Source organism: Azospirillum fermentarium, from assembly GCF_025961205.1.
Lineage (GTDB): Bacteria > Pseudomonadota > Alphaproteobacteria > Azospirillales > Azospirillaceae > Azospirillum > Azospirillum fermentarium.
Map to the genome: position 1 here is coordinate 1,059,933 of NZ_JAOQNH010000002.1, position 25,249 is coordinate 1,085,181.

The following is a 25,249-nucleotide window of genomic DNA, read 5'->3' on the forward strand; positions in this document are numbered from 1 at the left end:
AAAATCCGTACAAAACCGCCCTCCCCCCTTTTCGTGATCCGCCCTCTTCCCATTGAAAATACCGATGGGTCGGGCATTTTTGTACCCCTTACGTTCTCCCCGGCCATGGCGTTTCGACATATCGTTTCCATACCGAAACGGCCCAGCGTTTCCGCCATTCCGCGCAGGGCCGCTTTTTGCCAACCGCACAAAAACCGTACAACGGCCCGCGGCGAACCCCGCGCCCCGCCTCAGGAAAATAAACCCCGCCGGTTCGGGCGGGGTTTCGGGATTCACAGAAGGGCGGTCCGCTTGCGGGGAAGGTCGAACGGGATCACGAACGGAATTTCGTCGTCCAGGCCGTCGTAACCCGGCGGGGTGTAGCCGCCGCCCCCGCCGCCACGCGGGCCGCTGCCGTAGCCCCCGCCCTGACCGTGGCCCCCCTGGGTGCCATGGCCCGCGCGCCCGCTCCCCTGGTTTCCATAGCCGGCCCCACGTTCGTCGCGGTCACGCTCCCCACCTGTGAAGTCCAGTTCGGTTACCCGGACCGCAAGGCCGGCGCCCCGCGTCCCGTCGCGGCGTTCGAACTCCCGAAGGGTGACTTCGCCGGAAATGACCAGCCCCTTCCCCCTGGTCAGGTGCGGGGCAAGCCGCTCGGCGCGCTGGCCCCAGAGGGAACAGTCAACCCATTGGGTCGTCTTCCGGTCGCCGAATCCGACGTCGTTGGCGACGCGGAAATTCAGCACCCGGTCGCCGGTCTGGGTCGTCCGCAGGTCGGCGTCGGCACCAAGCCGGCCGGTGAAGGTCCACACATTCATTGCAGGCTTCCTTGTGCTGTGGGGATATCAGGCTTCCCCGCGGGCGCGGGCAAGGTGGTACAGGCGGCGGCACGCCCGGACATCGACCAGGGCGTCATGCGCCCCGTCCAGGTCTTCGCCGAAGAAGTGCCGGATCGCCTCTTCCAGCTTCGCGGCTTTCGGCTTGTGGCCGTAGCCGGCGCGGACCATGCGGTCCGTCGGCGGAAGGTTGACGATCGGGGTTGCCCATTCCTTGGTGCAAAAGACGTCCAGGGCGCCGAGGGCACAGGACTCGCCCCGGCCGATCCGGGCGAAGGCGGCTTCGACGAACCGGATGTCGAAGCCGACGTTATGGCCTACGCCGACCAGCGCGGCGCGGCACAGGTGGTTGAAAGCGGCTAAGGCGACGACCAGGGGGACGCCGTTGGCGGCGGCTATCTCGGTGGTGATGCCGTGAAGGCGGGCGGCTTCCGCCGGGACCGTCCAGCCGTCCGGCCGGATCAGCAGGTTCAGGGCGGCACGCTCGCGCTCCTGGCCGTCGTCCAGGACGGCGGCTATCTGGACGATGACGTCACGGGCCGGATCGGTCCCGGTCGTTTCCACGTCAAAAAACAGGGCCGGCTTCATGGCCGGCGCCGCTTATCCAGGTCGTCCACCTTCGCCGACAGGGCCGACAGTTGCGACAACAGATCGTCGATCGAACGGCGAAGGGCCGCGACGTCCGGATCGACCCGCAAGACACCGAAGGCGTCTTCGCGGGTCTTGGTCACGAAGATGGGCGACGCGCCGGTTTCGCGGGCGATCCGGGCATCGCTCCATCCGTCCTGAAAGGCGCCGGTTTCGGGGTTGAAGCGGTCTTCCAGCATGGCGAAGACCTGACGGAGAAGCTTCGGCGACGGCATGGGCGCGGGTGTCGTCAGCGTGGCGGGCATGGTCACGGGCAGGGTTCCTTTCCTGCTGGGGTGGCAATCCGGGCAAAAGCAGCGGTTGGCGTTGCGGCGGTCCACGGACCAGCCCTCACGCTCGAAGGTCTTCGCGATGGTTTCGGGGGGTGGGCGGGCATCGACGCGGCATTCGGCATGGGCAGCACAGGACCGGCAGACGATCCGCGCGAAGGTTGCCGGCTTCCCGTCGATCCGCCGCCGGATGAGGTCGTAAGCCGCTCTGGGCATTGGCCGGGCGTCCTACGGATCACGCCCCGGCGGAATGGCGGGGGCGCCCGCGGCGGGGCGGGGCCTTGCCGGGGTCATCCCGGCTGCCACCCATGACCTTCTGGGCGGCGGCGTCCTGGCGCTTGCGGAAAACGTCGATCAGGGTCCGCTTGGCGATGTAGCACTTGCCATCCAACCCCTTGAAGAACGGCAGGGTCTTGCGGTCGCGCCACCCCACGACCGTCACAAGGTCGGGCTTCGGGAAGCCGAGTTCGGCGACGGCGTCGCGGACGCCCTCATAGTCGAGATAGACGTCATCAAGCGGCTTGGCGGCGGGGGGCGTGGCGGTGATGACCGTGGTCATGGTCTGAGGCTTTCTTTTTAGGGAGCGTGGCGGGAAGGGTGCGCGCCCCTCCCACCGGGGGCTTGATCAGGCGAGGGCCACCCGCTTTTCCTGAAGCATGTCGGACAGGGCCTTCGCCCACGCCGGGGCGTGCGCCTTCACCAGTTCCAGGCGGTCGATGTTGTCGTCCCGCCAATCCTCCAGGACCGCCCGGTCGGCGATCTTCTGAAGGCCGGTCTTCAGCAGGGCGAACAGCCGGGTCACGTCCGGCCCCTGCCCGCCGGCCATGGGCGGGACGGTGACCGCATAGGCGCCGGGCGGGGCCGTCCGGGAAGACGGGGCGTCATCGTCGGCGGGGATGGGGGCATCCTCATCCACCATCGGCCCGGCAACCGGCCCGGCGGGCGGAACGGCGTCCACCCGCTCGGCGGCGGCGTCCTGAACACGCTGAGTGTGTTCGTCCGGCAGATCGTCGATGGTGTCGGCGTTGTGGTCCAGGATGGCCGCAACGTCGTCCGCGGTCCCCGCCTTGCCGATTTCGGCGATGATCGAATCCGCCGCGCGCTTGGCCTGGGTATAGGTCGCAACCTGTTCCCCCGTGGCATCCCGGATTACGAAGGCCGGCTTCGCATCCGCCGTGTCCGCCGGTATCGGTGCGGTGGCCGGCGCCGGGGATTCGGGCACCGTGTCCGCCTGCTGCTGCGTTTGGGGCATCACGGCGGCGATGCGTTCACGGGCGATCCGTTCGGCTTGGCAGACCGATTCCCGGCCGCCATCATCCATGGCGGCCAGAGCGTCGGCGGAATAGCGAAGGAAGGCGTCAAGGCTTTCCCCCGACGTGGCGGCGGCATGAAGACCGCGGATCACGGCGCCGACGTCCACCACGGGCGGCGTGGGGACCGGCTTCTCAGGGCCGGCCTTGGCGGGCGTCTTCTTCCCCGGCTTCGGCGGTTCGGCGGATGCCGTGGCGCGGGGAGCACCGCGCATGGCGTCCAGTTTCTCCACATCGCCTTCGTGGGACGTCGGTTCCGGGCGGACCGGACGGTCACCCGCCGGCACACCGAAGGACCCGTCGGGAAGCGGAACCGCATCGACAAAGGCACCGTCTTCCAGTTCTTCAATGGTCGGGAAGCCGAGCTTCACCTCGGGGGCGTAGAAGCCGATCAGCGCGGACGCGGCGCGGTACTTCAGCATCCGGTCGGGAATCGACCGATACTTCGCGTTGCGTCCATACCAGCCGTCGGCGATCGCCGTCTTCAGGCTGACCGATTCCGCGGCTTCCGTGCCGTCGTGCAGGGTGGCATAGGCCGTGGCTTCCAAATCCCCGGCTTCGGCGGACCCGGTCACGCTGAACTTGATGGGGGTGGCGAACGCCTTGCGGTGGTTGGCAAGCCCGATCAGGAATTGCGCGTAGAAGCCGGGCCGCCCCCCGTGTTCATAGGTGTTCTGAAGGACCGTGAACAACGGAAGCTGAAGCTTCTCGGCAATGTCGATGGCGATGAAGCAGGCTTCGGGCTTGTTGCGGTAGAACGCCGGGCAATGCGGGGCGGCGGCGATCAGCTTGGACGCTTCCCATGCCTGACGGAAAAGCGTCGGTTCCAGGTACAGGGCGACCGGAGACGAAGACGACAGAAGGGAGGGAACGGACGTCATGATCAGGGGTGACTCCCACGTTCATGGTTTTGGGGACAGGCTTCGCCATATGGCGAAATGCCATTTCAAAAGGCGTGAAAAAGCGGCTGGACGTGCGGCGCGGGCATGGTGGGCCACGCCATCAGCGGACCCCGGCCTTGCGGGTCACGATGCGGGTAACACCCGCGATGGGAACGGCCTTCTTCACCGCCGCCCGAACCGCGGTTTCGTCGATCTTCCAGTATTCCAGGGGGACCGCTTCCGGGGCATCGATCGTGAAGCCGATGTCGTCGGACAGGCTGGCGACCTGCCCCAAGTCGGTGCGGATCGTCGCCTTGTCCTTGTCGTCCTTGGCGACCCCGCGCATGTAGGCGGACAGAAGGTCGATCGCGGTTTCCTTCGCCGCCTTCACATCATCGGCCATGGGCTTGAAGAAGCCGTCGCACGCCTTGGACAGCGCGTCATGCGGTGCTTTCGCCATCTTGCGCGCGTCTTCGGCCTTGGCGGTGAAAGCGCCCATCTGGGCGATCAGGTCCACAAGGTTATGGGCCTGATCCGCCGTTTCGATCTTATCGCCGAAGGTCTTCAGGGCGGTGGTAAGTTCCCGCGCCCGGACCGTCGCATCGACGTTGGCGATTTCCAGGTCAAGAACCAAGGTTTCCACCGGGTCCGGAGCGGCGGTGTCCAGGGCGGGACCGCCGTTGTGTCCGATCAAAGGGTACATGCGCGTCAAGACTCCATGTTTCGGGGCTGAAGCCGGTCCAGGATGACCGGACGGAAAGGATTGACCAGCGGGTCGGCGGGGCGGTTGGCGCGCAGCCACGCGATGCGGTCCCGCATGTATCGGTAATCGCGTTCCGCGATCCGGACCCCATGGGTCCAGACGCGGCAAATCCGCGAGAATTCGGCGGCCGGGGCGAAGTCGAAGACCTGGACCTGAAGGCGCCACGACCTGTCCAGTTCGTCGCCGGTCAGCGGATCGTGGGGCGGGCCATTCCAGATGCGCGCCGGAACCCACGGCCCGGACCTGACGAGCCGGATCTTGAAGAAGCCGGGTTCGGGCCGGTCAACGGTACGGGGGGCGTCCCCTGCGTACCGGCCCGTGTTTACGAAAGGCTTCCGCTTCAGAGCGTCACCATCTGCCATATTCCAATTTGCCATTTCGAAAGCCAAAAAAAGAGGGATCGACCGATCCCGGCGAAAAAGCAGACAGCGATGACAAGGGGCCGGCGCCTTGCGCCGTGGCCTTGGGCCGGATCAGTTCGTCCGCTGGCGAAACGGCGGCGTCCTTGCCCCGGCAGCGGCGCGGGCATAGACACGCAAATATTCGGTATCCCGCGCAACGGCCTGAACCGCGGCGGTGACCAGCGGATCCCCGGTGTCGAGACGCCCGCCATCCCGGTCCGCCTTCGCGCGAAGCCCGGCGTTCAGGTCTTCCACATCGGCGCCGATTTCCAGGCACGCCAAGGCCGCAAGCTCCGCTTCATCAAGGCCGGCGTTTTCCCGGCCATGCATCATGATACGGAGCATCGCATCGGCAGCCACAGCCTTGAACGTGCGGGATTCCAGGTACGCGACTTCAGGGTACGCGCATGAGGCGGCACCGGATTCGGCGCATTTTGCGGGACAGCGGGAACAGGGTTCACGTCCTGGATCGGTTGCCTGTCCGCCGGGGATTACGGGAAGCATTCGCCGTCACGCTCCGGTCATGAAAGGGTTGAAGGAAGGGGGCGGGTTTCTGGGGGCGATGGTCCAGAACGGGCCGTCTTTCTACGCACATTCATAAATGACACTTTGCCATATGGCAACAATTAAATTTCAGTGCTGTAATGACACCAAAGCCCGCCATCATGCCGCCATGGCCCGACAGGTTACCTCAAAACACAAAGCCCGCGCACGACAAAACGTCGTACACGGGCCATTGGCGAAAACGGAAAGGTTGCGCGTGGTTACGGCTTCAGAATGGCGGCAACCCCATCGGCGCGGGTGATGCGGTCCGCCTGGATCGTGAAGTCCTGGACCGGGTTCAGGAAGCGCAGGGCAACGGCGCGGACCGACGTCGGGTCGGCGGGATCGGACAGGCTCGTCCCCTTGAATTGAGCGAAGAAACATTCCCCGGACTCCAGTTGCACGAAGGTCATGTCCCCATCCCGGATCGGGCGGTTCGCGTCCAGGATCGCCGTGTCACCGGCATCAATGGCGGGGGTCATGGCGTCGTCCTGGCAAACGACGGCGTAACTGGCACGGCTGGTCAGGGCAACGGCGGCGTCCAGGTTACCCGACGCTTCCCGCTCCAGCTTGGGCGCTTCGAAGCCGGCGCGCCTGATGGCGAACAGCGGGACGCGAAGCGGTGACAAGCGCCCCGGACGCGCCTTGGGTTCCGTCTGGATCAGAACAATCTTGTCGTCGTCACGGCCTCCGATGATGATGTCGAAGCTCTCCTTCGCGGCCCGGACATCGGATCCTGTCGCCTTATCGGCGGGAATGCGCGGGCGGATGATCGACCATAGCTTGGTCAGGTCCTCGAATCCCGGCTCACGCTGACCAAGCTCCCACTTGGAGATGGTTGACTGGTCAACGTCCAGCAGGCCAGCAAGTTCTTTCTGCGACAATCCAGCCGCTTCACGAAGCGCGCGCAACCGGCCCGCGAGTTTGTCGGACATGGCGTTCTGTCCCTTGGGGTTGGCGTTCATGCTCTTATCACTCATTGGTCTGCATTTGTGTCCCCGTCGTATGTCACTTTGCCATACATTCATCGTGGCATCACCGTGAACAAGCAAGGAACATCCGCATTTCTGCTGGTTTTGCCACGGCCTGAAGTCCTATGGCGAAGCCGCTGATGGGCAGACGTATTGCCATCCTGAAACAGCCGATGATGACGAATTGCCATTTTGTCATTGACGCTCAATGGCGTTACGCCATATGAGTCTGATCCAGCGTTCTCCCTGACAAACGCGGATCACCCCATGAACACCCTGATCGTTGAACGCATCACCCGCCTGTTCGGCGGACAAACCGTGTTAAGCGCCGCTATCGACGTCCCACAATCCACCATCGCGTGGTGGAAGAAACGTGGGTCCATCCCGCCGAAGTATTGGCCGGCGATCATCGCCGCCGCCGCCGAACGCGGGGTCATCCTGACCGGCGACGACTTCCTTCGGCTTCCCGGCGCCGAGGCGGCGGCGTGAGCGCCGTTCACAACCGTGTCTCCCTGTTCGACCTTGCCGAACAACTCGGCAGGTTGACACAGGCCGGGAGCACGAAGCCGAAGCCCCTCCCCTGGATCAAGCCGCCCTGCCTGATCTGCGATGCGCCGAACCCGCCGTATGGCGTGGCGGTGACCGATGAAGCCGGCTGCACGCGCGAAGATTGGTTCTGCCCGGCGCACGTCCCGCCTGGGTTCTTCGCCGCCCGTGACCAGAACCCCGCCACGGCAGCGGGAAAGGTGGGGACATGATCTTCGGGTCCATCTGTAGCGGCATCGAAGCCGCGTCCGTCGCATGGGAACCGCTTGGCTGGCAGCCGGCGTTCCTGTCCGAAATCGACCCGTTCGCATCCGCGGTGCTGGCACACCGATACGGCGCGAATCTTCCAGGCGAACCGTCGGCACGCAACGGCACCCCGAACCTGGGCGACATGACAAAGATCGATGGTGCGTCCTGGCGCGGAAAGATCGACGTCCTGATCGGCGGGACGCCCTGTCAGGCGTTCAGCACCGCCGGGCTTCGGAAGTCGCTGGACGACGACCGCGGCAACCTGACCCTGAAATTCGTGGAATTGGTCCATGCAATCGCCCCCGAATTCGTCGTCTGGGAAAACGTTCCCGGCGTCCTCAACACAAAAGATAATGCCTTTGGATGTTTCCTCGCTGCTTTGGTGGGGGAATACGCCCCCATCGAATGTCCAGGCGGGAAATGGCCCCGTGCTGGCATGGTTATCGGAAACGAAAGGTCCGCTGCATGGCGCATTCTCGATGCTCAATACTTCGGAGTGCCCCAACGGCGGCGGCGTGTCTTCGTCGTTAGCTGCCGTATTGGAGACGGCACCAATCCCGGAGCGATACTTTTTGAGCCGGAAGGCGTGCGCGGGGATTCTTCGCCGCGCCGAAGCACGGGGACGGCAGTTGCCGCCCTTACTGCAAACGGTGTTGGAACGTGTGGCCCGGACGACAACCAAGCCAAGGCCGGACACCTGATCCCCCTTGCCTTCTCATGCAAGGATTATGGAAACGACGTCGGCGTCGATGTCGCTCCCACCTTGCGGAGCATGAGCGGCACCCGGCCCGAGATCCAGAGCGGCGGCGGGCAGGTCGCCGTTGTCTACCATCAGGCGGGAAACGCGGCGGCGTCTGCGATCCCCATCCAGGAAATCGGGAAGCGGACCGGAACCAGCACCACCAATCCACGCGCCGGGATCGGAATAGGTTCCGACGGCGACCCCATGTTCACCCTTCAGGCAAGCGCACAGCACGGCATCGCCGTCGGGCTTTCCGAGGGAACGGGGCGGGCCGCCGGCGATGACGCGGCAGATTTGCGGCATGACGCCGCCGTCCGCCGCCTGACACCACGCGAATGCGAGCGTCTTCAGGGCTTCCCCGATGACTGGACCTTGATCCCATGGCGGGGAAAGCCGGCTGAGGCTTGCCCTGACTCCCGGCGGTACAAGGCGGTGGGCAATTCGATGGCCGTTCCCGTGATCCGTTGGATTGGCACGCGCATCCAGCATGTCGCGGATGCCCGCGCCGAACGATACGGGGAATGAGATGAGCCGCCAATCTCCAAAGGCTGACACCTGGATTCCGATCTACATCGGCGATTACCTGAAGGACACGGGACACCTGACCACGGCCCAGCACGGTGCTTATCTGCTGCTGCTATTCCAGCAATGGACGTCACAAACTGGATACCTGCCCGTGAATCTGGAGTCCCTGCGGAAGATCGCCCGCATGGACCCGGCGGAATGGGCTGATGCTTGGCCTGTGCTTCAAGCATTCTTCAAGCAATGCTCCGAAGGATGCTACTCCCCCCGACTGGCACAAGTCAGGGCAGATGCCGAAGCCAAACGGGTAAAATACTGCAACCGGGCTAAGAACGCCGCTGACACGCGGTGGAGAAAGCGCGATCAATCACTTAGTGAAAGCGAAGATGCTTCAAGCAATGCTTCATACATTCCTTATGGCAATGCTTCCGGCAATGCCGCGAGCAATGCTTCGGCTGATGCTTCATCCATGCTTGGGCAATGCCCGTCACCTTCAGAATTAGATTCCCCTGACGGGGAATCTAGTAAGCGCCGCAAGCGGGCGGCCCGGCTTCCCAACGATTGGGTTCTGACCGACGAATGGGCGGTCGAAGGGGAAATCGCCCGCCTGAACGCCGGGCTTCCGTCGATCGACCTTCGGGTCGAAGCCGACAAGTTCCGGGACTACTGGCACGCCAAAAGCGGGAAGGACGCGGCCAAGGCGGATTGGCTGGCGACGTGGCGGAACTGGTGCCGCAACGCCCGTTCATCCGGCCCGCCCCCTTCCCGCCCGTCCGCCACGTCTCCCCCCGACCGCAAGTCCCGCCTGTCCGACACTCTTCGCCGCCGGATCGCCGACGCCGACCGGCAGGACGACACCACCCCCTGAACGGAAAACCGCGCATGAACGACAAGCCCCCCTGCCCCCTTGCCACCACCCTTCCGGCGCCGGCCCTGCCCGCCGGGTCGGCCGCGGCGGCTTACTGGCCGGTTCTGGACAGTCCGGACAAGGTCGGCGAATACACCAAGCTGATCCCGCCCGCGGACGCCCGCGCGATCGTGGCCGAATTGACCAGCACCGCACCGCCCGCGCGCCCCGGCGAAGCAGCACGCCTGTCCGCGCTGCTGATCGGCTCCTACCCGAACGCCCAGCCGCCGGAACCGGAAATCTACGCATCGCAGGTCGAAGCCGTCTTCCGCATGTTCCCCGCCGACCTGGGGGCACAGGCGGTTGACATCCTGACCCTGAAGCTGAAGTTCCCGCCGTCCCGTGCGGAAGTCTATGAGGCCGTCGCGTCGCTGGTGGCAAAGCGGATGGCCGGGGCGCGCACCGCCCAAGCCCACATCGCCGAACACAGCCGCCGGGCGCGCGAAGAGGCGGACCGCCGGACACGGAAGCGGTATTGCGACATGACCCCGGCGGAACAGGCGGCGTTCGACGCCATGATCGGGGCCGTGGTCCGCGCCGGCCGGACCGCCGAACCGTCCCGCCGGGGGGATGCCGAAGACCTGAAGCCGATGGGCACCATCCTTCACCGGGAGAACGTGGCATGAAGAACCGCACCGTCGCACAGTTCGAGGTCGATTCCCTCTGGGATCAGCTTGCGGATGCCGGGGCGTTCCGGACCGGAAGCAACGCCCGACTGGATACGTGGCTTCGGCGGCATTACGGCGTCACCGCGACCGTCTTCCTGTCCGACGCCGACGCGAAAGGCGCCGGGCGGATGCTGTCGCTGTGGCTGGACCGGGTCCTGACCGAAAAGGGGCAGCCGGCGATTCCCGCTCCGTCCTACAGCCCGCGGCTTGTCATTCTGGAAGTGCCCTTCGACCCGACAGGCGGCGTGGACAGCGACTATGCGGTTGCCGCCATGGCGGACAGCCTGTCACGGAGCGAAGCCCCGTTCGTGCCGAGCCTGACCTACCCCCGTACCCTGGATTTCCATGACCCCATCGCCCGGTGGAAGGGGGTTGTTTGCGGTTTGGCCTGGGGCGCAAAGGCGGACGCGACCATCGTTTACGCCGACCACGGGATCACCATCGAAATGGCCGCTGGGATCAAACGCGCCCGCCGCGAACGGCGCCCGGTCGAGTACCGCACCCTGTCTCAGCCCCTCTGACCCCTTTTTTGCCTGCCAATATGGCAATTCGTCATATGGCAAGACCATGAATCGTGAGAACAGCCCATGACAAAATTTACCGCGAAGGCCGGTGACCTTCTCCGCGCCGTCGGCGCCGTCGCCCCCATCATCGAACGCCGGAACACGATCCCGATTCTGTCCTGCCTTCTTGTCCGGGCCGAAGGCGAAACCGTCCGGATCAAGGCAACCGACCAGGACACGGAACTGACCGCGGCCCTGTCCGCGGACGTCCACGCGCCGGGCGGTGTGTGCGTGGCCGCCGCTCCGTTCTGGCGCCTGCTGCGGACACAGGAAGACGACGCGCCCGTCACGATCAGCGCCCATTCCGAAAACAGGATCACGATCGAGGCGGGCGAAACGACCGTCATCCTGCGCGGCCAGCCCGAAGAGGATTTTCCGCATTCCGACCTGGGCGCCCTGATCGGGGTCTTCCGCCTGACCGCCGAAGACCTGACCACCCTGATCGGGCGGGTCGCGTTCGCCATCAGCACGAATGAAGCCCGCTATTACCTGAACGGCGTCCACATCCGGGCGAAGGATGGCCGCCTGTTGGCCGAAGCGACCGACGGGCACCGGCTGGCGCAATCGACCATCCCGCTTCCCGCGACCGACGCCGGGACCTTGCCGTCCGTGATCCTCTCCCGCCGATTCGTCCAGTGGCTTTTGTGCGAGGCCGGGAAAGCCGACGCGGCCAGCGAGGTCACGGTCAACGCCTATGGCAAGGGGCGCGCCTGGACAACCGTGGACGTCTCCTTCGGCACGCTGACCGCCGTGTCGAAGACCATCGACGCCACCTTCCCCGACACGGACCGGGTCGTCCCGGAACGCAATGGCCCACCCGCCACGCTGGACCGGCGCCGGCTGATCCGCGCCCTGGATATCGTCGACAGCGTCCGGGAGGAAAAAGCCGGCGCCGTTGCTTTCGGCTTCAATGGGGCGCGCCTGTCCCTGACCCTGGATCAAAGCTGTGGGGGCACCGCGAAGACAGCGATCCCGTCCGGCTATGCCGGGGCGGAAACGACCATCGGGTTCCAGTGGCGCTACATGCGCGAACTGGCCCGCGTCTTCCGCGGCGACCTGCTTCGCGTCCACCTGACCGACGCGGCGAACCCGGCGATTTTCGACACCCCGGACGACCCGTCTTTCCTGGTCGTCCAGATGCCCATGCGGCTGTGACGGAGGGCGCATCATGTCAGAGCTTGCATCGGCGGTCTTCGACGGGGTTCCGGCGAACCACTTCCGCGTGATCCTGGCCGATCCGCCGTGGGGGTTCAAAACTTACGGCGGCGGTGAAGCCCAGCCCGGCAAGGCTGGCCGGGGCGACCGCGCCGCGCCCTACCCGACCATGTCGCTTTCGGCGATCAAGTCGCTTCCGGTCGGCGACTTGGCCGCGCCGGATTGCGTCCTGTTCCTGTGGACGACCGATCCGTTCCTGAAGGCCGCGTTCGAGGTGCTGGACGCCTGGGGCTTCACCTACAAAACCCGCGCGTTCGAGTGGGTGAAGCTGAACAAGGGGTCGGAAACCCGCCTGTGGCTGGACGATTCCGACCTGTTCATGGGCGGCGGCTTCTGGACGCGGTCGAACCCGGAACCCTGCCTGCTGGCGACCAGGGGAAAGCCGAAGCGGCTGAACGCCGACGTCCGGCAAGTGATCGTCTCGCCGATCCGGGAGCACAGCCGGAAACCCGATTGCCAATACGAGCGGATCGAGCGCCTGACCGCCGGTCCGTACCTGGAACTTTTCTCCCGCACCAACCGCCCCGGCTGGACCACCTGGGGTGCTGACGCGGGGCAATTCGCCTGAACGGGGATCACCATGGCACCGAAAAAGCACAAGACGCCGCCGAAGCGGCGGCGGAAGGCAGCCGCCGCGCCGAAGGGCACGCTTGCCCGGCTGGAAGCCCGGCGAAAGGCCGAAGCACGCCCGTCCGACGACCCGACCCGGAACGGCCGGTTCGAGGTCCAGACGGACGATCTGGCAATCAAAACGGTCGATCCCCGGACCGGAGAGGCCGTCATTTCCGAAATCCGGACCGTGACCCGCATCCTGAACGCTTGGCCGCTGGACCGCATGTTCCGGAACGGCACGATCGATCCCGTCGCCTACCGCGCGGGCGGGCTGTTCCGCGACGATTACGAACTTGCCGGCATGGCCGAGCGGTTGGCGGCGTCGAACCTGTCGCCGCTGGCCGGCTGTTCGGGCGGTGGCAAGGTCGCTGACCTGGGCGGGAACCTCGCGGCCCGGCGCCGCATTCGTGACGTGCTGGACTGCATGTCGCACGACATGGCGTCGGCAATGGAATGGATCGTCGGGAACGGGCACGCCCTTTCCCAATGGGTCCAGCGAATGCGGTGGGGCGGGCGGACCCTAAACGAGCACTTCGCCCGCGGGCTGGTCGTCGGCGGGCTGGACATCGCCGCCACCGTCTACGGGCTTCGGAAGGTCCGCCACACCATCCGGCCGGCGCGTCCATCCGACCCCACCCCGCATGAGGTGGACGCGATCCGGAAAGCACGCGCCGACGGGGCGACGGTCCTGGAACTGTTCCGGGCCTACCGCTTCCCCGTCGCCGTGATCGCCCGCATCGTCGAAGGCGACGACGATATCCGCCGGGCGGAACGCGACGCCCACATCCGGGCGGCAATCCGCGACCGGCTGGCCGGCGGCGACGACCCGGAAACCGTCGCGATCCTGTTCAACGTGACCATGGACTTCGTCGGCGACGTCGTCCGCACCACCGCCCCCTGAAGCTGGAAGGAAACATCATGGCTGGTATCGGACACAACAGCGGCGCCAAGCCGAACGACGTCGGCGGCATCGCCGCGGACCGGCTTCGGTCCTTCGTTGACAGGGTCGAACGCCTGGAAGAAGAGAAAAAAGGGCTGCAGGACGACATTCGTGAGGTCTACAGTGAAGCGAAGGGGACCGGATTTGACGTGAGGCTTCTTCGCGAAATCATTCGTCTGCGCAGGATGGACAAGGCGGACCGGCAGGAACGGGAAGCCGTCCTTGCGCTTTACAAGGAAGCCTTGGGGATGGATGTGGAGTTTTGACAGCGGCGTCGCCGTGTGCCGATTGGTGCACGGCGACATGCTTCGACGTGGCTGGTCTGAATCGACATGGACGACCACAGTCAGGTCGCCGTGTCGGGCTGGGCGGGCGCGCCAACGCCGGTCGTAAAGCCGGTGCTGGTGGGGGGGGAAACTGAAGCTGATAAAAGCCCCCTGCACCAATCCGGCGGTTCCGGTTAGACATATTTCCGAACAGTTCAAGCTCTCGCGACCCACACTCTATCGTGAGTATGAGCCGCGCAGCGGAACAGAGAAAAAAGAAATTTAAAAAATTGATTTGAAATTTTACTGAAATTCATAAGGCTTACATGATGATATTACTTCTTCATCAGATACCTGAATACCCGGCATTCCCTTCTCACTTACAGCTATATATAATGACTCAGAAATAAGTGAAAAACAATGTATTGACTGCCTATTTATTTCAGAAAATCTGCATGATGATATTATTTCTTTAGCATGCGTATTATCTATGAAAGATTTTCCTCTATAATCATCAAAAGCCTGTGTTATGCAGGCATCCATAATACTTAATATTCCTGGTTTTATTGGAATTTTTTGCGCATTTAAAAGAGTACGCGCTTCACTTCCATAAAATAGGATATTTGCATTAGTTAAACCATCAATGTATTTTGCATAATATGAACGAGACCACCGAAGCCCAGCTCTAATACGTAATATATCACTAGGAATTTTTGTATTCCATCGAATATAGGCTTCATCATATGCTATTTTTCTCGCCACGACTTCCGATTCAGGGGCGGCTCTCATAATACTAGAGATAACTAATGTACCTCTAGCTCGTCGTTCGTTAAAAAGCTCAGAAAGATTACTGGCGGAAGATATTGCATTATTTCTTGTTGATATCGCTATATCTTCTATATGATTAGAAGCGTTAAGCCACCATGTTAGTAACGCTCCCAATATGCCTGTGCATAAAAAGCCAAAGAAAGCCACAACAATCGGATGACGAGAAATCTCATCTATTCTTGATTTGAACGAGGTGGAAACATTTGATGCATCAGACTGGCCCTCTTTTATATTTTTATCAGCATCTTGGGTCATGAATTATCCCAAATATTATTATAATTGGAATCAATGTATCATCTATGAGGTGAACCAGTCAAAGATCTTTAGGTAATTGATAAGCTTGCTGATACGATTCATCAAATCCTATGCCTTTCTGCATCTTTATGTATTCAGCGCAAGGCTGCTACGAAAAGGAGGGATTTTATATAATGGCGCAAGATATTTTATATTTGAGACGTTTGTCGAGTAATCGGTATATATTATCAGTCGCCATGGCCGGCAATAATTCGGAACATGGTGGCATTCTTGTAAAGTTATTGCTAGAAGGTGGCGCAACCGAGTCTTTTCTCCTTATCAGTGGGCCAGCCAAAGCAACCTTCCAATATTTCCTAATTGCGCAACGGAATGGCATATTACCTGCTCTTTCCGAGGCAGACCATGACGTAATCCTGAGTATCTTACCCACGATTGAGGATTATGATTGGGATTTGCAGCATTCACAGGCCAGGGTCGCCGCTGTTGCAAAGGCGCTCATCGGGTCTGATGGGGTTGGATTAGAATTCGTGATGCAAGATGCTTCTCTAAGGCAATTCTGGTTGCCTACGCTGGTCGCTCGGTTCTTTGGCGAGTACCTTTCTCAGTATAAAAGCAAATTCATTCATCATCAAGACAGCGACCCTGACGAACTGGTAGTTTACTAAGCGCGTTGCTAAAAAATGCAACCTCGGTGGTTGTTGATGCTGTAACGAAAGGGAGCAACTCGCCCTTGATGCTGGTGCCCTCCACGTCCTGGCCTGGGTGGAGGGCTGCGACGCCACGGCCGTAGCGCCCCGGTGCTGCCAAGTTCCCTTTCAAGGCGCAGCATCAATCTGCCGGGCAACCCATTGGCTAAGGCTGATACCCTCAGCAGCAGCACGCAGCGCGGCCTTCCGGTGCTGGTCGGAGCTAGCACGCACGAATATTTTGCCACTGAAGGGCTTGTCGGGGGTCCGGCCCTTTTCAGCGCATATCGCAAGATATTCGTCGATGCTGCCCTTGAAGCTTTCCAGCAGTGATTCAGCGTCAATACCTTCGAAATGGATCACATCCGACAGCCCGGCGACGGTACCGGAAAAGGTACCGTCTTCAGGATCGAAGTCGATAGGGCCGGACACGTACCCTTTGTATTCCATCGTCATGGCTTGATCCCTGCATTCATCAGCAACTTGCGCATGGCATCCACCGCGCCTTTCTTGGCTTCGGGGCGTGGGTGGGGGCGGTGGAACACCGCACCTTTACCGTTAATCTCCACCCATACGCGGCTTCCGGCGCGTTCTTCCACGACACCATCCAACGCCTTCACCAAGGTCTCGATATCCGACCACCGTATGGTGGATGGCGTCGGTCGGGCAAAGATGGCGATAAGGATGGTACGGTGCGCCTTGTTCATGGGAAGATGATAGCGCATCGCGATAGCATGTGTCACGGGAGAAAACAGCATACGCTGCCCTGCCGGCTATGCCAGGAAAGCGACTCGGTTGCTGTGAAGGAAGCCAAAGCGCCATATCGACACGCACGTCGAGTCCCGTCCATAGCCATGCGTTACGAAACGCACTGAAACGCATCGAAACGCACGGGGCTGTTTCACTTTTGCTTCAGGGCACACTTTGGGAACCGGCGAAGCAAATGCTTCCCCATAGATCCGCCCATCACATCAACCGGAACGGCGTCGCAATCGGCCCGAATCTGGGCTGCGATAGTGTCGGCTGGTGCACCACCGCCTTGAAGGAGCGCGGCGGGATCAGCCTTTACCGTATGCTAATATATTGAAAAAAATAGGAAATTCAAATTTCACGGAGAGCGTTTGGACTTGGCTGGGGCGCCAAAAAATGAAACGCATGGAAACGCGGGGTGAAACGCACATGAAACGCAGGTGAAACGAAAAATGGAACGGTGAAACGCCTATAGAGTCAGAGTAAGAGTCTTCTCCTGACGGAGAAGATAATAGGCGGCGCAAGCGTGCTGATCGGGACATTCCGATTTGCCATCGTCGATGAAAAATTCCGTTGCGCCATGTACGGCAGATATGGCACAAGGGGCTACCCTGGCCTTTGATGCGTTCGCCGTTGCTCCGGTCGGGGGCCATCTTCCGCCACTTCCTCCCGCTGCCTTGCCGCCCTTCACCGGGGGGCGTTCCCCTTGGGGTGCCCATGTTCGAACTCGACATCGAGACAGACCGGGTCAGCCTGAAGGGGCTGGACAGCCTGACCGGCGACGCCCGCTTCGCTTGCGCTATCGCCCTGACGAAGACGGCGAAACTGGCGAAAGCGGACGTAAAGGACGCGATGACGCGGGTCTTCGACCGGCCCACCCCCTTCACGCTGAATTCCGTCTACGCCAAGCCCGCCCGGAAGAACGACTTGGTCGCGGGGGTCTTCTTCCGCGACACCGCCACCAAGGGGACGCCGGCTTCGAAGTACATCTTCCCCGAGGTCTACGGCGGCGGGCGGCGGCTGAAGCGTTCCGAACGTTCCCTTCAGGCGGCGGGGAAGATGCCGGGCGGCATGTTCTCCACCCCCGGACCGGGGGCCGAACTGGATCGGTACGGCAACGTGAACCGGGGGCAAATCGTCAAGCTGCTGTCCTACCTGAAGGCGTCCAATGATCCGACCCAGAACCGGAACCCCGAGGGGCGGCAGCGCGGGAAGCGGAAGAGCGAGCACTATTTCGCCATCCTGAAGGCAACCGGGCCGCTGACCCCCGGCGTGTTCAAACGGGTCGGAGACAAGGGCCGCGGGTTCGTGAAGGTCCTGAACTACACGGACAGCCCCAGCTATTCGAAGCGCCTTCCCTTCGCGGAAATCGTCGGCGCGACAGTGGACCGGGAATTCCTGGATCAGTTCGACATGGCGTTCGCTTCGGTGGTGTCCCACGCGAAGTACGGGAAGCGGTAGGGCACGGCATCACCCTGCCCGTCCCCGCCCCCTGCCCAGCCCCGCGGGCGGGCCGAATGCGAAAGAAAGTTGCGCATCCGGCCCCTTTTGGGTCCTTCCAGACGTACAGGGGTGTGGGTTTGTTCGAACCCAGCCGTTTTCCTAGCCGCAAGGCCGCGGAAACCGCTTTTATGTTTACTTTCCGGGCCGGGTCCGGCCGGAAGGAAATCAGCCTCGGCGCCTTGTGGCGTCTTGGGTTTCGGCGGATCGCCGCCCCATAGGAAATCACCGCCATGAAAGTAAACCGTGCGGGACTCGCCGATTGTTTCGGCGTGTCGCTTCCGACCGTCGATGCATGGCTTCGGAAGGGAATGCCCTTCGAACGGCGCGGGGCGCGCGGCGTCGATTGGCAGTTCGACACGGCGGACGTCGCGAAGTGGCGCGAAGAACAGGTTCAGGCGGCGGTCGATGACGCGCTGAAGGACCTGTCCATCGACCAGCTTCAGAAACGGAAGCTGATGGCGGAAACGTCGATCCTGGAACGCCGGGACCGGCTGGAAGCGAAAGAAATCTTCGAAGGATCGGACGTCGAACGGCTGATTGCCGAAGCCGTCGGCAAATGCCGGACGCGCTTTCTGGCGATCCCCACCGACGCGGCGGACCTGCTGGTCGGCATGACCAGCGCGGCCGAAGTCCGGGCCGTTCTCGACCGTCTGGTCCTGGACGCCCTGGCAGAACTGGCGGCAATGGATGGCATCGCAGGCACGGACCAGGACGACGGCGACGACGGCGCGGAAGCCGGCGGCGACGATCGCGAAGCCGAACGCCCAAAGACCGGAAACCGCACGGGCGGCCCGGCGAAAGGCGGCGGCAAACGCTAGACGGCGGATCGGCGCCGCGTTCCGGCGCGCCCTGGCCCCGCCGCCGAAACAGACGGTCAGCGAGTGGGCCGACGCCGAACGGATGTTGTCCGCGGAATCGTCGTCGAAGCCCGGCCGCTGGCGGACCGAACAGGTCGCCCCGGCCAAAGGCGTCATGGACGCCTTCAGCGATCCGCAGGTCGAGCGCGTGACCGTCATGGTCTGTGCCCAGCTTCTGAAGACGGAGGTTTTGAACAACGTCGTCGGGTTCCACATCCACCGGACCCCGGCGCCGATGCTGGTGCTTCAGCCGACCCTTTCCATGGGCGAAGCGTGGTCGAAGGACCGGCTGGCCCCCATGATCCGCGACACCCCGGCGCTTGCCGGGAAATTCCAGGGCGACACCGCCAACGACAACGCTCCGGCATCCGGCCGGAAGCGGAAGTCGAAGGCGAAGGACACGAACGACACCATCCTTCACAAGAAGTTCGCGGGCGGCCATGTCACGGTTGCCGGCGCGAATTCCCCGGCGTCGCTGGCGTCCCGCCCGATCCAGGTCGTCTTGTGCGACGAGGTTGACCGCTACCCCGCGTCCGCCGGATCGGAGGGCGACCCGGTCAACCTTGCGGCGGAACGGACCAACACCTTCTGGAACCGCAAGATCGGGCTGTTCAGCACGCCGACGGTCAAGGGTGCGTCCCGGATCGAGGCGTCGTATGAGACGTCCGACATGCGGCGTCTGTTCGTTCCCTGCCCTCATTGCCAGCACCGGCAAACCCTGAAGTGGCCGCAAGTCCGCTGGGGCGACGATCCGGAAAAAGCCGCGTACCACTGCGAACGGTGCGAAAGGCCATGGACCGAGGGCGACCGCATCCGCGCTGTCCGTGCCGTCCTGGCCCTTCGTGACGCCGGGTGGCGGCAGACGGCCCCCTTCGTGTGCGCCGAGGCCGGGTGCGACCTGATGGGGGAGAAACAGACCCCCGCCGCCTGGACGGAGGATGGCCGGTCGGTGTGCGCGTGCTGCGGCACGATCACGCCGTTCAAGGGGCACGCCGGCTTCCATTGCAACGCCCTGGCGTCGCCGTGGACGACGGTCGCGAAGCTGGCCGCGCAATGGCTGGAAGCCAAGCGCGGCGGGCCGGAAACCCTGAAGGTCTTCATCAACACGAAGCTGGCGGAAACCTGGGAAGAAGACGCCGCCGGGCTGGAATCGTCCGGGCTGTTCAAGCGGCGCGAAGCCTATGACCACGATCCGGTCCCGTCCGGCGTCGCCCTGATCACCGTCGGCGGCGACATGCAGGACGACCGCGGCGAATTCGAGTTCGTCGGTTGGGGCAAGGGCGATGAATCCTGGTCGCTGGACTATGTCCGCGTGACCGGCGACCCGTCGTCCCCTGCCTTCTGGTCGGAGGTGGACGAGGTGCTGAAGCGGACCTTCAGCCATCCGTCCGGCCAGACGCTTCGGGTTGAGGCCGCCTGCATCGACAGCGGCGGCCACCACACCGCCGCCGTCTATGACTTCGTCCGCTCCCGCTTCGACCGCCGGGTCTACGCGATCAAAGGGGTCGGCGGCGAAGGCCGGAAAATCTGGCCCGACCGGGCGACGAAGAACGCCGCCAAGGCGGTCAACGTCTTCCTGATCGGCGTCGATACCATCAAGGAACGGGTCTATTCCCGCCTGCAAATCCAGGACGCGGGGCCGGGCTTCTGCCACTTCCCGACCCGGTACGACGAAGCCTATTTCGAACAACTGACGTCCGAAAAGGTCGTCACGAAGTACCGCAAGGGCTTCCCCTACCGGGTTTGGGAAAAGCCCAAGGGTGCCCGCAACGAAGCCCTTGACTGCCGCGTCTACGCCACCGCGGCGCGCACGTCCCTGAACATCGACATCGACCGCCGCGTCGATGTGCTGACCAAGGCCACGGAAGGCGACCGCCGCCCGCTGGACGCCGTCCGCACCCGCACGCGCGGCGTCCGGTCCAGGGGTGTCGCCGCCTGACAGGAGTCCCCCACATGCTTGTCGATTACGCCGCCCAACTGGCGGAAGTGAACCGCGCGGTCACGGCGATCACCGAACGGGGACAGCGGTACGTCTTCCAGGGCCGGGAACTGACGCGGGCCGACCTGGGAATGCTGCTGAAGGAACGCGCCCGCCTGGAACCGCTGGCCCTTCGCCAAGCCGGGGGCCGGGGCGGCGTGCGGGTCCGGCGGGTGGTGCCGCTATGATCCCGACGGTCAAGCCGAAGATCCGCGTCCCCGCCCGCACCAGGGCAACCGCCGGGTTCACGGCCGGCGAAGCCATGGCGCTCCGTCAGTTCATGGCCGGGCAGTACATCGGCGCCCGATCCGACCGGAACGCCCTGAAAAACTGGAACCCGCTTGTCGGGTCGGCGGACGGCGACACCATCGGCGACCTTCAGACCCTTCGGGCGCGGTCACGCGACCTTGTCCGAAACGCCCCGCTGGCCGGAGGTGCCGTCGCGACCGTCGTCACCAACACGGTCGGCACCGGGCTTCGGCTCCGGTCAACCATCGACCGCGATTTCCTCGGGCTGACGGAGGAACAGGCGGATGCGTGGCAGAACGCCGCCGAACGCATCTATCGGACGTGGGCGGAATCGACCCACTGCGACCTGACCATGACGCAGACCTTCGCCGGCCTTCAGGACTTGGCCTTCCGGTCCACCCTGGAATCCGGCGACGTGTTCGTCATCCGCCGCCACAAACCACGACCCGGTGCCATCCTGGGGTTGACCCTTCAGATCGTCGAAGCCGACCGGGTATCGACCCCCGACGGCAAACAGGACGGCCCCCGGCTGGTCGATGGCGTCGAAATCGACGGCGACGGCGCCCCGGTCCGCTATTGGGTCCGGTCCAGCTTCCCCGATCAAACCGCCGGGTGGGTGCGCGACGTACCGACATGGGACCCCGTCCCGGCCTTCGGCGCGTCGGGCGCCCGCGTGACGCTCCACCTGTTCCGCCGGCTTCGTCCGGGGCTGAACCGCGGCGCCCCCTATCTCGCGCCCATCATCGAACCCCTGAAGCAACTGGACCGCTACAGCGAAGCCGAAATCATGGCGGCGGTGGTATCCGCCCTGTTCACGGTCTTCGTGAAGACGCCGTCCGGTCAGGGGTTGGGCGACCTGGAAGGGGCGGTTCCGGCAACCGGGGGCTACGCCCTGGGAACCGGCGCGATCCTGGACTTAGGCCCCGGCGAAGAAGTCGAAATCGCCAATCCGGGGCGCCCGAACACAGCGTTCGACCCCTTCGTCCAGGCGGTTCTAAGACAGATCGGCGTCGCCCTGGAACTCCCGTTCGAAATCCTGGTCAAGCACTTCACCGCGTCTTACAGCGCATCGAAGGCCGCCGTCGAACAGGCGTTCCAATTCTTCCGGACCCGGCGCGCCTGGTTGGAGGAAAATCTGTGCGACCCGGTTTATGAATGGGTCATCACGGAAGCAATCCTTCGCGGCTACCTGGACGCCCCCGGCTTCCTGGACGATCCCATGATCCGCGCGGCCTACCTGGGAACCGAATGGATCGGGCCGAAACGGATCACCCTGGACCCGCTGAAGGAAGCCAAGGCCGACGAAGTCCTGATCGGGCTGAAGGTCAAGACCCGGTCCGAAGTGTGCGTCGAGACGACCGGCGTCGATCTCGACCGCAAGCTTCCGCAGATCCGCAAGGAAGAAGCCCTGTTCCCGCCGCCCGCCCCTGCCCCCGCCGCCGGGATCGGGCACAACGGCGGCCCACCCCTGGACGGTCAGGACGACGCCGGCCAGAACGAGGAACCGGAAGAATGAAGGACCTGATCGCCATGATCGGTGACCCGTGGGCGATCACCGACGACGGGTTCGCCGCCGTGGCCGCCACGGTCGAAGCCCTGTCCGGCGCGGATCTTCCCGACGGCCCGGCCGCTCTGTCCGCCGAGAACGACCGGCCGCTTCCGGGCACCCGGACGGCGGAATTCCGGGACGGGACCGCCATCATCCCGGTACGGGGGCCGCTGTTCGCACGGGGAAACTGGCTGACCCGTTACCTGGGCTTCGGCGATTACCAGACCATCGCACAGGACTTCCGCACGGCACACCGCGACCCCGGCGTGAAGGCGGTGATCCTGGACGTGGACAGCCCCGGCGGCATGGTGACGGGCGTCGCCGAACTGGCGGCGCTGATCCATCAGGCCCGCGGGAAGGGAAAACCCATCATCGCTTTCGCGGGCGGGATGATGGCGTCCGCCGCCTATTGGCTGGGGTCTGCCGCCGACACGGTCGTCGCCGCCGAAACCGCCCTGGTCGGGTCCATCGGGGTCCGGGTCGATGTGCAGGACACCAGCGAACGCGACGCCCGGTCCGGCGTGAAGCGGCTGACCGTCGTCAGCCGGCAGACGCCGAACAAGGGCGCCGACATGGGATCGGACGAAGGCCGGAATCAGGTCCAGGGGACGGTTGACGCGCTGGCAACGGTCTTCATTGAAACGGTCGCCCGCCACCGCGGCACCACCGCCGACGCCGTCGCCGATGGTTACGGCAAGGGCGGCGTCATGGTCGCCCGCGACGCGAAGACGGCGGGCATGATCGACCGGATCGGGACCTTCGAATCCGTGGCCGGGGACCTGTCCGCCGCCAACACCCCCGCCGGATGGTCCGGCATCACCGCCGGCCATGGCGGAACCACCACTCCCCACGAGGAACCAATGACGACGATCGAGGTGTCGGCAATCACCGCCGATTACATCGCCGCCAATCACCCGGACATCGCGAAAAAGTTCCGGGACGACGGCGCGGCGCAGGGCGCCAAGGCCGAGAGCGAGCGCATCCGGAAAATCGACGCCCTGGCGCTTCCCGGCTGTGACGGCATCGCCGCCACGGCCAAGGCCGACCCGTCCATGACGGTGGAAGCCTTCGCCGTGGCGCAAGCCGAGCACCTGAAGGCGAAGAAGGCGACGGCGCTGGACCGCTTCACCACCGACGACCAGGGCTTCACCCCGCCCGCCGCCGACGCCGGAAAGCCGGACGCCGGGGCGGCGGGTGGCGACGACGCCACGGTGAAGGCGCTGATCGCCAGCATTGCCAACGCATGACATCGGGGGACCCATGAGCGCCGGTTTTGAAACGGTGGGGACCTATGTCCCCGACAACCTGATCGCGGGCGACTTCCCGCAGAACTTCGAGAAGGTCACGCTGAAGGGCGGGCGCGCGTACAAGCGCGGCGAACTGCTGGGGCGGATCGCCACCGACAAGAAGCACGTCCTGTCGGCCCGGACCGACGGCAACGGCGACGCCGTCACCGACGGCAGCGAAGCCCCCCGCGCCATCCTGGTCGATGACGTCGATGCGACGGCCGGCGATGCCGAAGGGCTGGTCTACCTGTCCGGGACCTTCGACACCCAGTCCGTCATCCTCGGCGATGGTCACACCGCCGACAGCGTGAAGGACGGCCTTCGCGACAAGGGAATCTGGCTGGTCAAGACCACCGCCTGACCAGGGCGGCACCCGAACGAAACACACAAGACGGCCCGGTTCGGGGCCGTTTTTTTATGGGAACACCCTTCATGGTCGATATTTACGACACCCGCGTCCTTGTCGGCGTGGTTTCGACCCTTCCGCGCCCGAAAACCTTCATCCTGGACAATTTCTTCCCGACGATCTCGGAATCCGTGGAAGAAACCATCCTGTTCGACGTCGTCGAAGGCTCCCGCCGGCTGGCGCCGTTCGTCGCCCCGTCGGTCGCCGGGCGCGTGGTCCGCTCCCGCGGGTACACGACGCAATCCTTCCGCCCGGCCTATGTGAAGGACAAGCGGGTCCTGAACCCGAACCGGGCGGTGAAGCGGCTGGCCGGCGAAGCGATCGGCGGAAGCATGACGCCCGAACAGCGGCGCAACGTGCTGCTGAAGACGGAGCTTCAGGAACAGGTCGATATGCTCACCCGCCGTCAGGAAGCCATGGCGATGGAAGCCCTGGTCACCGGCAAGACGACCGTGACCGGCGACGACTACCCGACCCAGATCGTCGATTTCAAACGGAAGCCAGCGCTGACCAAGGTGCTGACCGGCGGGGCGCGCTGGGGCGTGGTGACGAACCCCGACGATCCCGCCTACGTCGATCCGGTCAACGACCTGGAACGCTGGTGCGGTGAGGTCTTCAAGGCGTCCGGCATCGCCCCGACCGACGTCCTTCTGACACAGGAAGCGTGGGAACTGATCAAGAAATCGCCCCGCTTCAAGGACGCCATCGACCTGAACAAGCGCGGCGGATCGGCGTCGGCCGAACTCGGCATCATCATCGTGGACGGCGTCGCCCACGTCGCAACCATGGGGGCCGTCCGCCTGTGGGTCTACAACGACTATTACGAAGACGATGACGGGAACGAGGTCGCCATGCTGCCCGCGTATGGCGTCCTGATCCTGTCGCGCGGTGTTCAGGGGGTGCGCCATTACGGCGCCATCCTGGACGACGATGTCCTTCAGGCGATGGCCTATTTCCCCAAGTCCTGGAAGCAGGAAGACCCGTCGGTCCGTTTCCTGCTGCTGCAATCGGCGCCGCTCCCGGTCCCGTACCGCATCAACGCCAGCATGTTCGTCAAGGTCCGGTAAGGGG

The 25,249-nt window shown here is 63.8% G+C and carries 31 protein-coding genes; 19 read left to right on the forward strand and 12 right to left on the reverse strand.

From position 1 onward, the window contains the following. Nucleotides 1–272: 272 nt before the first annotated feature. The 9 genes from M2352_RS19540 to M2352_RS19580 all read right to left on the reverse strand — a co-directional run bounded on the left by M2352_RS19540 (nucleotide 273) and on the right by M2352_RS19580 (nucleotide 6,595). Nucleotides 273–797, reverse strand: coding sequence for a single-stranded DNA-binding protein (locus M2352_RS19540; protein ID WP_264666174.1), 525 nt, complete (start codon nucleotides 795–797; stop codon nucleotides 273–275). 27 nt (nucleotides 798–824) lie between these two features. Further along, nucleotides 825–1,403: a 3'-5' exonuclease gene (locus M2352_RS19545; RefSeq protein ID WP_264666175.1), complete on the reverse strand. Its 579-nt coding sequence runs from the start codon at nucleotides 1,401–1,403 to the stop codon at nucleotides 825–827. Continuing rightward, nucleotides 1,400–1,948, reverse strand: coding sequence for a hypothetical protein (locus tag M2352_RS19550; protein ID WP_264666176.1), 549 nt, complete (start codon nucleotides 1,946–1,948; stop codon nucleotides 1,400–1,402). Before M2352_RS19550 ends, M2352_RS19545 begins: the two co-directional genes overlap by 4 nt. A 19-nt stretch (nucleotides 1,949–1,967) precedes the next feature. Further along, nucleotides 1,968–2,291: a hypothetical protein gene (locus M2352_RS19555; protein WP_264666177.1), complete on the reverse strand. Its 324-nt coding sequence runs from the start codon at nucleotides 2,289–2,291 to the stop codon at nucleotides 1,968–1,970. Nucleotides 2,292–2,357: 66 nt separating this feature from the next. After that, a complete protein-coding gene (locus tag M2352_RS19560) occupies nucleotides 2,358–3,923 on the reverse strand; it encodes a hypothetical protein (RefSeq protein WP_264666178.1) in 1,566 nt (521 codons plus the stop codon). 121 nt (nucleotides 3,924–4,044) lie between these two features. Further along, nucleotides 4,045–4,626 carry a hypothetical protein gene (locus M2352_RS19565; protein ID WP_264666179.1) on the reverse strand — a complete coding sequence of 194 codons (582 nt, stop codon included), beginning with the start codon at nucleotides 4,624–4,626 and terminating at the stop codon, nucleotides 4,045–4,047. Nucleotides 4,627–4,631: 5 nt separating this feature from the next. Then, nucleotides 4,632–5,048, reverse strand: coding sequence for a hypothetical protein (locus tag M2352_RS19570; protein WP_264666180.1), 417 nt, complete (start codon nucleotides 5,046–5,048; stop codon nucleotides 4,632–4,634). A gap of 111 nt (nucleotides 5,049–5,159) precedes the next feature. Then, complete coding sequence (locus M2352_RS19575; protein WP_264666181.1) at nucleotides 5,160–5,432, reverse strand: hypothetical protein; 273 nt, start codon at nucleotides 5,430–5,432, stop codon at nucleotides 5,160–5,162. 419 nt (nucleotides 5,433–5,851) lie between these two features. Next, entirely contained in the window at nucleotides 5,852–6,595 is a 744-nt protein-coding gene (locus M2352_RS19580; protein ID WP_264666182.1) for a LexA family transcriptional regulator, read from the reverse strand. 273 nt (nucleotides 6,596–6,868) lie between these two features. On the opposite strand from M2352_RS19580, the gene M2352_RS19585 reads away from it, so the two are divergent. The 10 genes from M2352_RS19585 (at nucleotide 6,869) to M2352_RS19630 (ending at nucleotide 13,831) form a co-directional block, all read left to right on the forward strand. After that, nucleotides 6,869–7,090 (forward strand): helix-turn-helix domain containing protein, encoded by a 222-nt coding sequence (locus M2352_RS19585; protein ID WP_264666183.1) that lies wholly within the window; start codon nucleotides 6,869–6,871, stop codon nucleotides 7,088–7,090. Then, nucleotides 7,087–7,359 (forward strand): hypothetical protein, encoded by a 273-nt coding sequence (locus M2352_RS19590; RefSeq protein WP_264666184.1) that lies wholly within the window; start codon nucleotides 7,087–7,089, stop codon nucleotides 7,357–7,359. Before M2352_RS19585 ends, M2352_RS19590 begins: the two co-directional genes overlap by 4 nt. After that, on the forward strand, nucleotides 7,356–8,663 hold the full coding sequence (locus M2352_RS19595) for a DNA cytosine methyltransferase (RefSeq protein WP_264666185.1): 1,308 nt from the start codon (nucleotides 7,356–7,358) through the stop codon (nucleotides 8,661–8,663). Before M2352_RS19590 ends, M2352_RS19595 begins: the two co-directional genes overlap by 4 nt. A gap of 1 nt (nucleotide 8,664) precedes the next feature. Next, nucleotides 8,665–9,528 (forward strand): DUF1376 domain-containing protein, encoded by an 864-nt coding sequence (locus tag M2352_RS19600; protein WP_264666186.1) that lies wholly within the window; start codon nucleotides 8,665–8,667, stop codon nucleotides 9,526–9,528. A gap of 14 nt (nucleotides 9,529–9,542) precedes the next feature. Beyond that, entirely contained in the window at nucleotides 9,543–10,193 is a 651-nt protein-coding gene (locus M2352_RS19605) for a hypothetical protein (RefSeq protein WP_264666187.1), read from the forward strand. Beyond that, nucleotides 10,190–10,756 carry a regulatory protein GemA gene (locus M2352_RS19610; RefSeq protein WP_264666188.1) on the forward strand — a complete coding sequence of 189 codons (567 nt, stop codon included), beginning with the start codon at nucleotides 10,190–10,192 and terminating at the stop codon, nucleotides 10,754–10,756. Before M2352_RS19605 ends, M2352_RS19610 begins: the two co-directional genes overlap by 4 nt. Before the next feature lie 66 nt (nucleotides 10,757–10,822). After that, complete coding sequence (gene dnaN, locus M2352_RS19615; protein ID WP_264666189.1) at nucleotides 10,823–11,953, forward strand: DNA polymerase III subunit beta; 1,131 nt, start codon at nucleotides 10,823–10,825, stop codon at nucleotides 11,951–11,953. Nucleotides 11,954–11,966: 13 nt separating this feature from the next. Then, nucleotides 11,967–12,581, forward strand: coding sequence for an MT-A70 family methyltransferase (locus M2352_RS19620; protein WP_264666190.1), 615 nt, complete (start codon nucleotides 11,967–11,969; stop codon nucleotides 12,579–12,581). Between the two features lie 12 nt (nucleotides 12,582–12,593). After that, on the forward strand, nucleotides 12,594–13,526 hold the full coding sequence (locus M2352_RS19625) for a DUF6456 domain-containing protein (RefSeq protein WP_264666191.1): 933 nt from the start codon (nucleotides 12,594–12,596) through the stop codon (nucleotides 13,524–13,526). A gap of 17 nt (nucleotides 13,527–13,543) precedes the next feature. Further along, entirely contained in the window at nucleotides 13,544–13,831 is a 288-nt protein-coding gene (locus tag M2352_RS19630; protein WP_264666192.1) for a DUF2312 domain-containing protein, read from the forward strand. 303 nt (nucleotides 13,832–14,134) lie between these two features. Here the strand turns inward: M2352_RS19630 and M2352_RS19635 are convergent, their stop codons facing one another. Continuing rightward, entirely contained in the window at nucleotides 14,135–14,914 is a 780-nt protein-coding gene (locus M2352_RS19635; RefSeq protein WP_264666193.1) for a hypothetical protein, read from the reverse strand. 173 nt (nucleotides 14,915–15,087) lie between these two features. Here M2352_RS19635 and M2352_RS19640 point away from each other — a divergent pair, with 173 nt between their 5' ends. Further along, on the forward strand, nucleotides 15,088–15,579 hold the full coding sequence (locus M2352_RS19640) for a hypothetical protein (RefSeq protein ID WP_264666194.1): 492 nt from the start codon (nucleotides 15,088–15,090) through the stop codon (nucleotides 15,577–15,579). 150 nt (nucleotides 15,580–15,729) lie between these two features. On the opposite strand, the gene M2352_RS19645 is transcribed toward M2352_RS19640, so the two are convergent. Next, nucleotides 15,730–16,056 (reverse strand): type II toxin-antitoxin system HicB family antitoxin, encoded by a 327-nt coding sequence (locus M2352_RS19645; RefSeq protein ID WP_264666195.1) that lies wholly within the window; start codon nucleotides 16,054–16,056, stop codon nucleotides 15,730–15,732. Next, nucleotides 16,053–16,358: a type II toxin-antitoxin system HicA family toxin gene (locus tag M2352_RS19650; RefSeq protein WP_264666196.1), complete on the reverse strand. Its 306-nt coding sequence runs from the start codon at nucleotides 16,356–16,358 to the stop codon at nucleotides 16,053–16,055. The genes M2352_RS19645 and M2352_RS19650 overlap by 4 nt, the downstream gene beginning before the upstream one ends. A gap of 709 nt (nucleotides 16,359–17,067) precedes the next feature. Here M2352_RS19650 and M2352_RS19655 point away from each other — a divergent pair. The 8 genes from M2352_RS19655 to M2352_RS19690 all read left to right on the forward strand — a co-directional run bounded on the left by M2352_RS19655 (nucleotide 17,068) and on the right by M2352_RS19690 (nucleotide 25,245). After that, complete coding sequence (locus M2352_RS19655) at nucleotides 17,068–17,811, forward strand: hypothetical protein (RefSeq protein ID WP_264666197.1); 744 nt, start codon at nucleotides 17,068–17,070, stop codon at nucleotides 17,809–17,811. A gap of 272 nt (nucleotides 17,812–18,083) precedes the next feature. Continuing rightward, the gene (locus tag M2352_RS19660) at nucleotides 18,084–18,671 is read left to right on the forward strand and encodes a terminase small subunit (protein ID WP_264666198.1); all 588 of its coding nucleotides are present in this window, start codon (nucleotides 18,084–18,086) and stop codon (nucleotides 18,669–18,671) included. An 82-nt stretch (nucleotides 18,672–18,753) separates the two neighbouring features. Next, nucleotides 18,754–20,649, forward strand: a complete 1,896-nt coding sequence (locus M2352_RS19665) for a phage terminase large subunit family protein (protein ID WP_264666199.1) — start codon at nucleotides 18,754–18,756, stop codon at nucleotides 20,647–20,649. Nucleotides 20,650–20,663: 14 nt separating this feature from the next. Then, on the forward strand, nucleotides 20,664–20,876 hold the full coding sequence (locus tag M2352_RS19670) for a hypothetical protein (protein ID WP_264666200.1): 213 nt from the start codon (nucleotides 20,664–20,666) through the stop codon (nucleotides 20,874–20,876). Further along, the gene (locus M2352_RS19675; RefSeq protein WP_264666201.1) at nucleotides 20,873–22,453 is read left to right on the forward strand and encodes a phage portal protein; all 1,581 of its coding nucleotides are present in this window, start codon (nucleotides 20,873–20,875) and stop codon (nucleotides 22,451–22,453) included. Before M2352_RS19670 ends, M2352_RS19675 begins: the two co-directional genes overlap by 4 nt. Then, nucleotides 22,450–23,733, forward strand: coding sequence for a S49 family peptidase (locus M2352_RS19680; protein WP_264666202.1), 1,284 nt, complete (start codon nucleotides 22,450–22,452; stop codon nucleotides 23,731–23,733). Before M2352_RS19675 ends, M2352_RS19680 begins: the two co-directional genes overlap by 4 nt. Nucleotides 23,734–23,746: 13 nt before the next feature. Further along, nucleotides 23,747–24,133: a head decoration protein gene (locus tag M2352_RS19685; protein WP_264666203.1), complete on the forward strand. Its 387-nt coding sequence runs from the start codon at nucleotides 23,747–23,749 to the stop codon at nucleotides 24,131–24,133. Nucleotides 24,134–24,204: 71 nt separating this feature from the next. Beyond that, nucleotides 24,205–25,245, forward strand: a complete 1,041-nt coding sequence (locus M2352_RS19690; protein WP_264666204.1) for a major capsid protein — start codon at nucleotides 24,205–24,207, stop codon at nucleotides 25,243–25,245. Nucleotides 25,246–25,249: the final 4 nt, after the last annotated feature.

Coding starts and splice junctions, on each gene's coding strand:
- M2352_RS19540 (WP_264666174.1), bottom strand. CDS start 797: ATGAATGTGTGGACCTTCACCGGCCGGCTTGGTGCCGACGCCGACCTG.
- M2352_RS19545 (WP_264666175.1), bottom strand. CDS start 1,403: ATGAAGCCGGCCCTGTTTTTTGACGTGGAAACGACCGGGACCGATCCG.
- M2352_RS19550 (WP_264666176.1), bottom strand. CDS start 1,948: ATGCCCAGAGCGGCTTACGACCTCATCCGGCGGCGGATCGACGGGAAG.
- M2352_RS19555 (WP_264666177.1), bottom strand. CDS start 2,291: ATGACCACGGTCATCACCGCCACGCCCCCCGCCGCCAAGCCGCTTGAT.
- M2352_RS19560 (WP_264666178.1), bottom strand. CDS start 3,923: ATGACGTCCGTTCCCTCCCTTCTGTCGTCTTCGTCTCCGGTCGCCCTG.
- M2352_RS19565 (WP_264666179.1), bottom strand. CDS start 4,626: ATGTACCCTTTGATCGGACACAACGGCGGTCCCGCCCTGGACACCGCC.
- M2352_RS19570 (WP_264666180.1), bottom strand. CDS start 5,048: ATGGCAGATGGTGACGCTCTGAAGCGGAAGCCTTTCGTAAACACGGGC.
- M2352_RS19575 (WP_264666181.1), bottom strand. CDS start 5,432: ATGCTCCGTATCATGATGCATGGCCGGGAAAACGCCGGCCTTGATGAA.
- M2352_RS19580 (WP_264666182.1), bottom strand. CDS start 6,595: ATGAACGCCAACCCCAAGGGACAGAACGCCATGTCCGACAAACTCGCG.
- M2352_RS19585 (WP_264666183.1), top strand. CDS start 6,869: ATGAACACCCTGATCGTTGAACGCATCACCCGCCTGTTCGGCGGACAA.
- M2352_RS19595 (WP_264666185.1), top strand. CDS start 7,356: ATGATCTTCGGGTCCATCTGTAGCGGCATCGAAGCCGCGTCCGTCGCA.
- M2352_RS19600 (WP_264666186.1), top strand. CDS start 8,665: ATGAGCCGCCAATCTCCAAAGGCTGACACCTGGATTCCGATCTACATC.
- M2352_RS19605 (WP_264666187.1), top strand. CDS start 9,543: ATGAACGACAAGCCCCCCTGCCCCCTTGCCACCACCCTTCCGGCGCCG.
- M2352_RS19610 (WP_264666188.1), top strand. CDS start 10,190: ATGAAGAACCGCACCGTCGCACAGTTCGAGGTCGATTCCCTCTGGGAT.
- dnaN (WP_264666189.1), top strand. CDS start 10,823: ATGACAAAATTTACCGCGAAGGCCGGTGACCTTCTCCGCGCCGTCGGC.
- M2352_RS19620 (WP_264666190.1), top strand. CDS start 11,967: ATGTCAGAGCTTGCATCGGCGGTCTTCGACGGGGTTCCGGCGAACCAC.
- M2352_RS19625 (WP_264666191.1), top strand. CDS start 12,594: ATGGCACCGAAAAAGCACAAGACGCCGCCGAAGCGGCGGCGGAAGGCA.
- M2352_RS19630 (WP_264666192.1), top strand. CDS start 13,544: ATGGCTGGTATCGGACACAACAGCGGCGCCAAGCCGAACGACGTCGGC.
- M2352_RS19635 (WP_264666193.1), bottom strand. CDS start 14,914: ATGACCCAAGATGCTGATAAAAATATAAAAGAGGGCCAGTCTGATGCA.
- M2352_RS19640 (WP_264666194.1), top strand. CDS start 15,088: ATGGCGCAAGATATTTTATATTTGAGACGTTTGTCGAGTAATCGGTAT.
- M2352_RS19645 (WP_264666195.1), bottom strand. CDS start 16,056: ATGACGATGGAATACAAAGGGTACGTGTCCGGCCCTATCGACTTCGAT.
- M2352_RS19650 (WP_264666196.1), bottom strand. CDS start 16,358: ATGCTGTTTTCTCCCGTGACACATGCTATCGCGATGCGCTATCATCTT.
- M2352_RS19655 (WP_264666197.1), top strand. CDS start 17,068: ATGTTCGAACTCGACATCGAGACAGACCGGGTCAGCCTGAAGGGGCTG.
- M2352_RS19660 (WP_264666198.1), top strand. CDS start 18,084: ATGAAAGTAAACCGTGCGGGACTCGCCGATTGTTTCGGCGTGTCGCTT.
- M2352_RS19665 (WP_264666199.1), top strand. CDS start 18,754: ATGTTGTCCGCGGAATCGTCGTCGAAGCCCGGCCGCTGGCGGACCGAA.
- M2352_RS19670 (WP_264666200.1), top strand. CDS start 20,664: ATGCTTGTCGATTACGCCGCCCAACTGGCGGAAGTGAACCGCGCGGTC.
- M2352_RS19675 (WP_264666201.1), top strand. CDS start 20,873: ATGATCCCGACGGTCAAGCCGAAGATCCGCGTCCCCGCCCGCACCAGG.
- M2352_RS19680 (WP_264666202.1), top strand. CDS start 22,450: ATGAAGGACCTGATCGCCATGATCGGTGACCCGTGGGCGATCACCGAC.
- M2352_RS19685 (WP_264666203.1), top strand. CDS start 23,747: ATGAGCGCCGGTTTTGAAACGGTGGGGACCTATGTCCCCGACAACCTG.
- M2352_RS19690 (WP_264666204.1), top strand. CDS start 24,205: ATGGTCGATATTTACGACACCCGCGTCCTTGTCGGCGTGGTTTCGACC.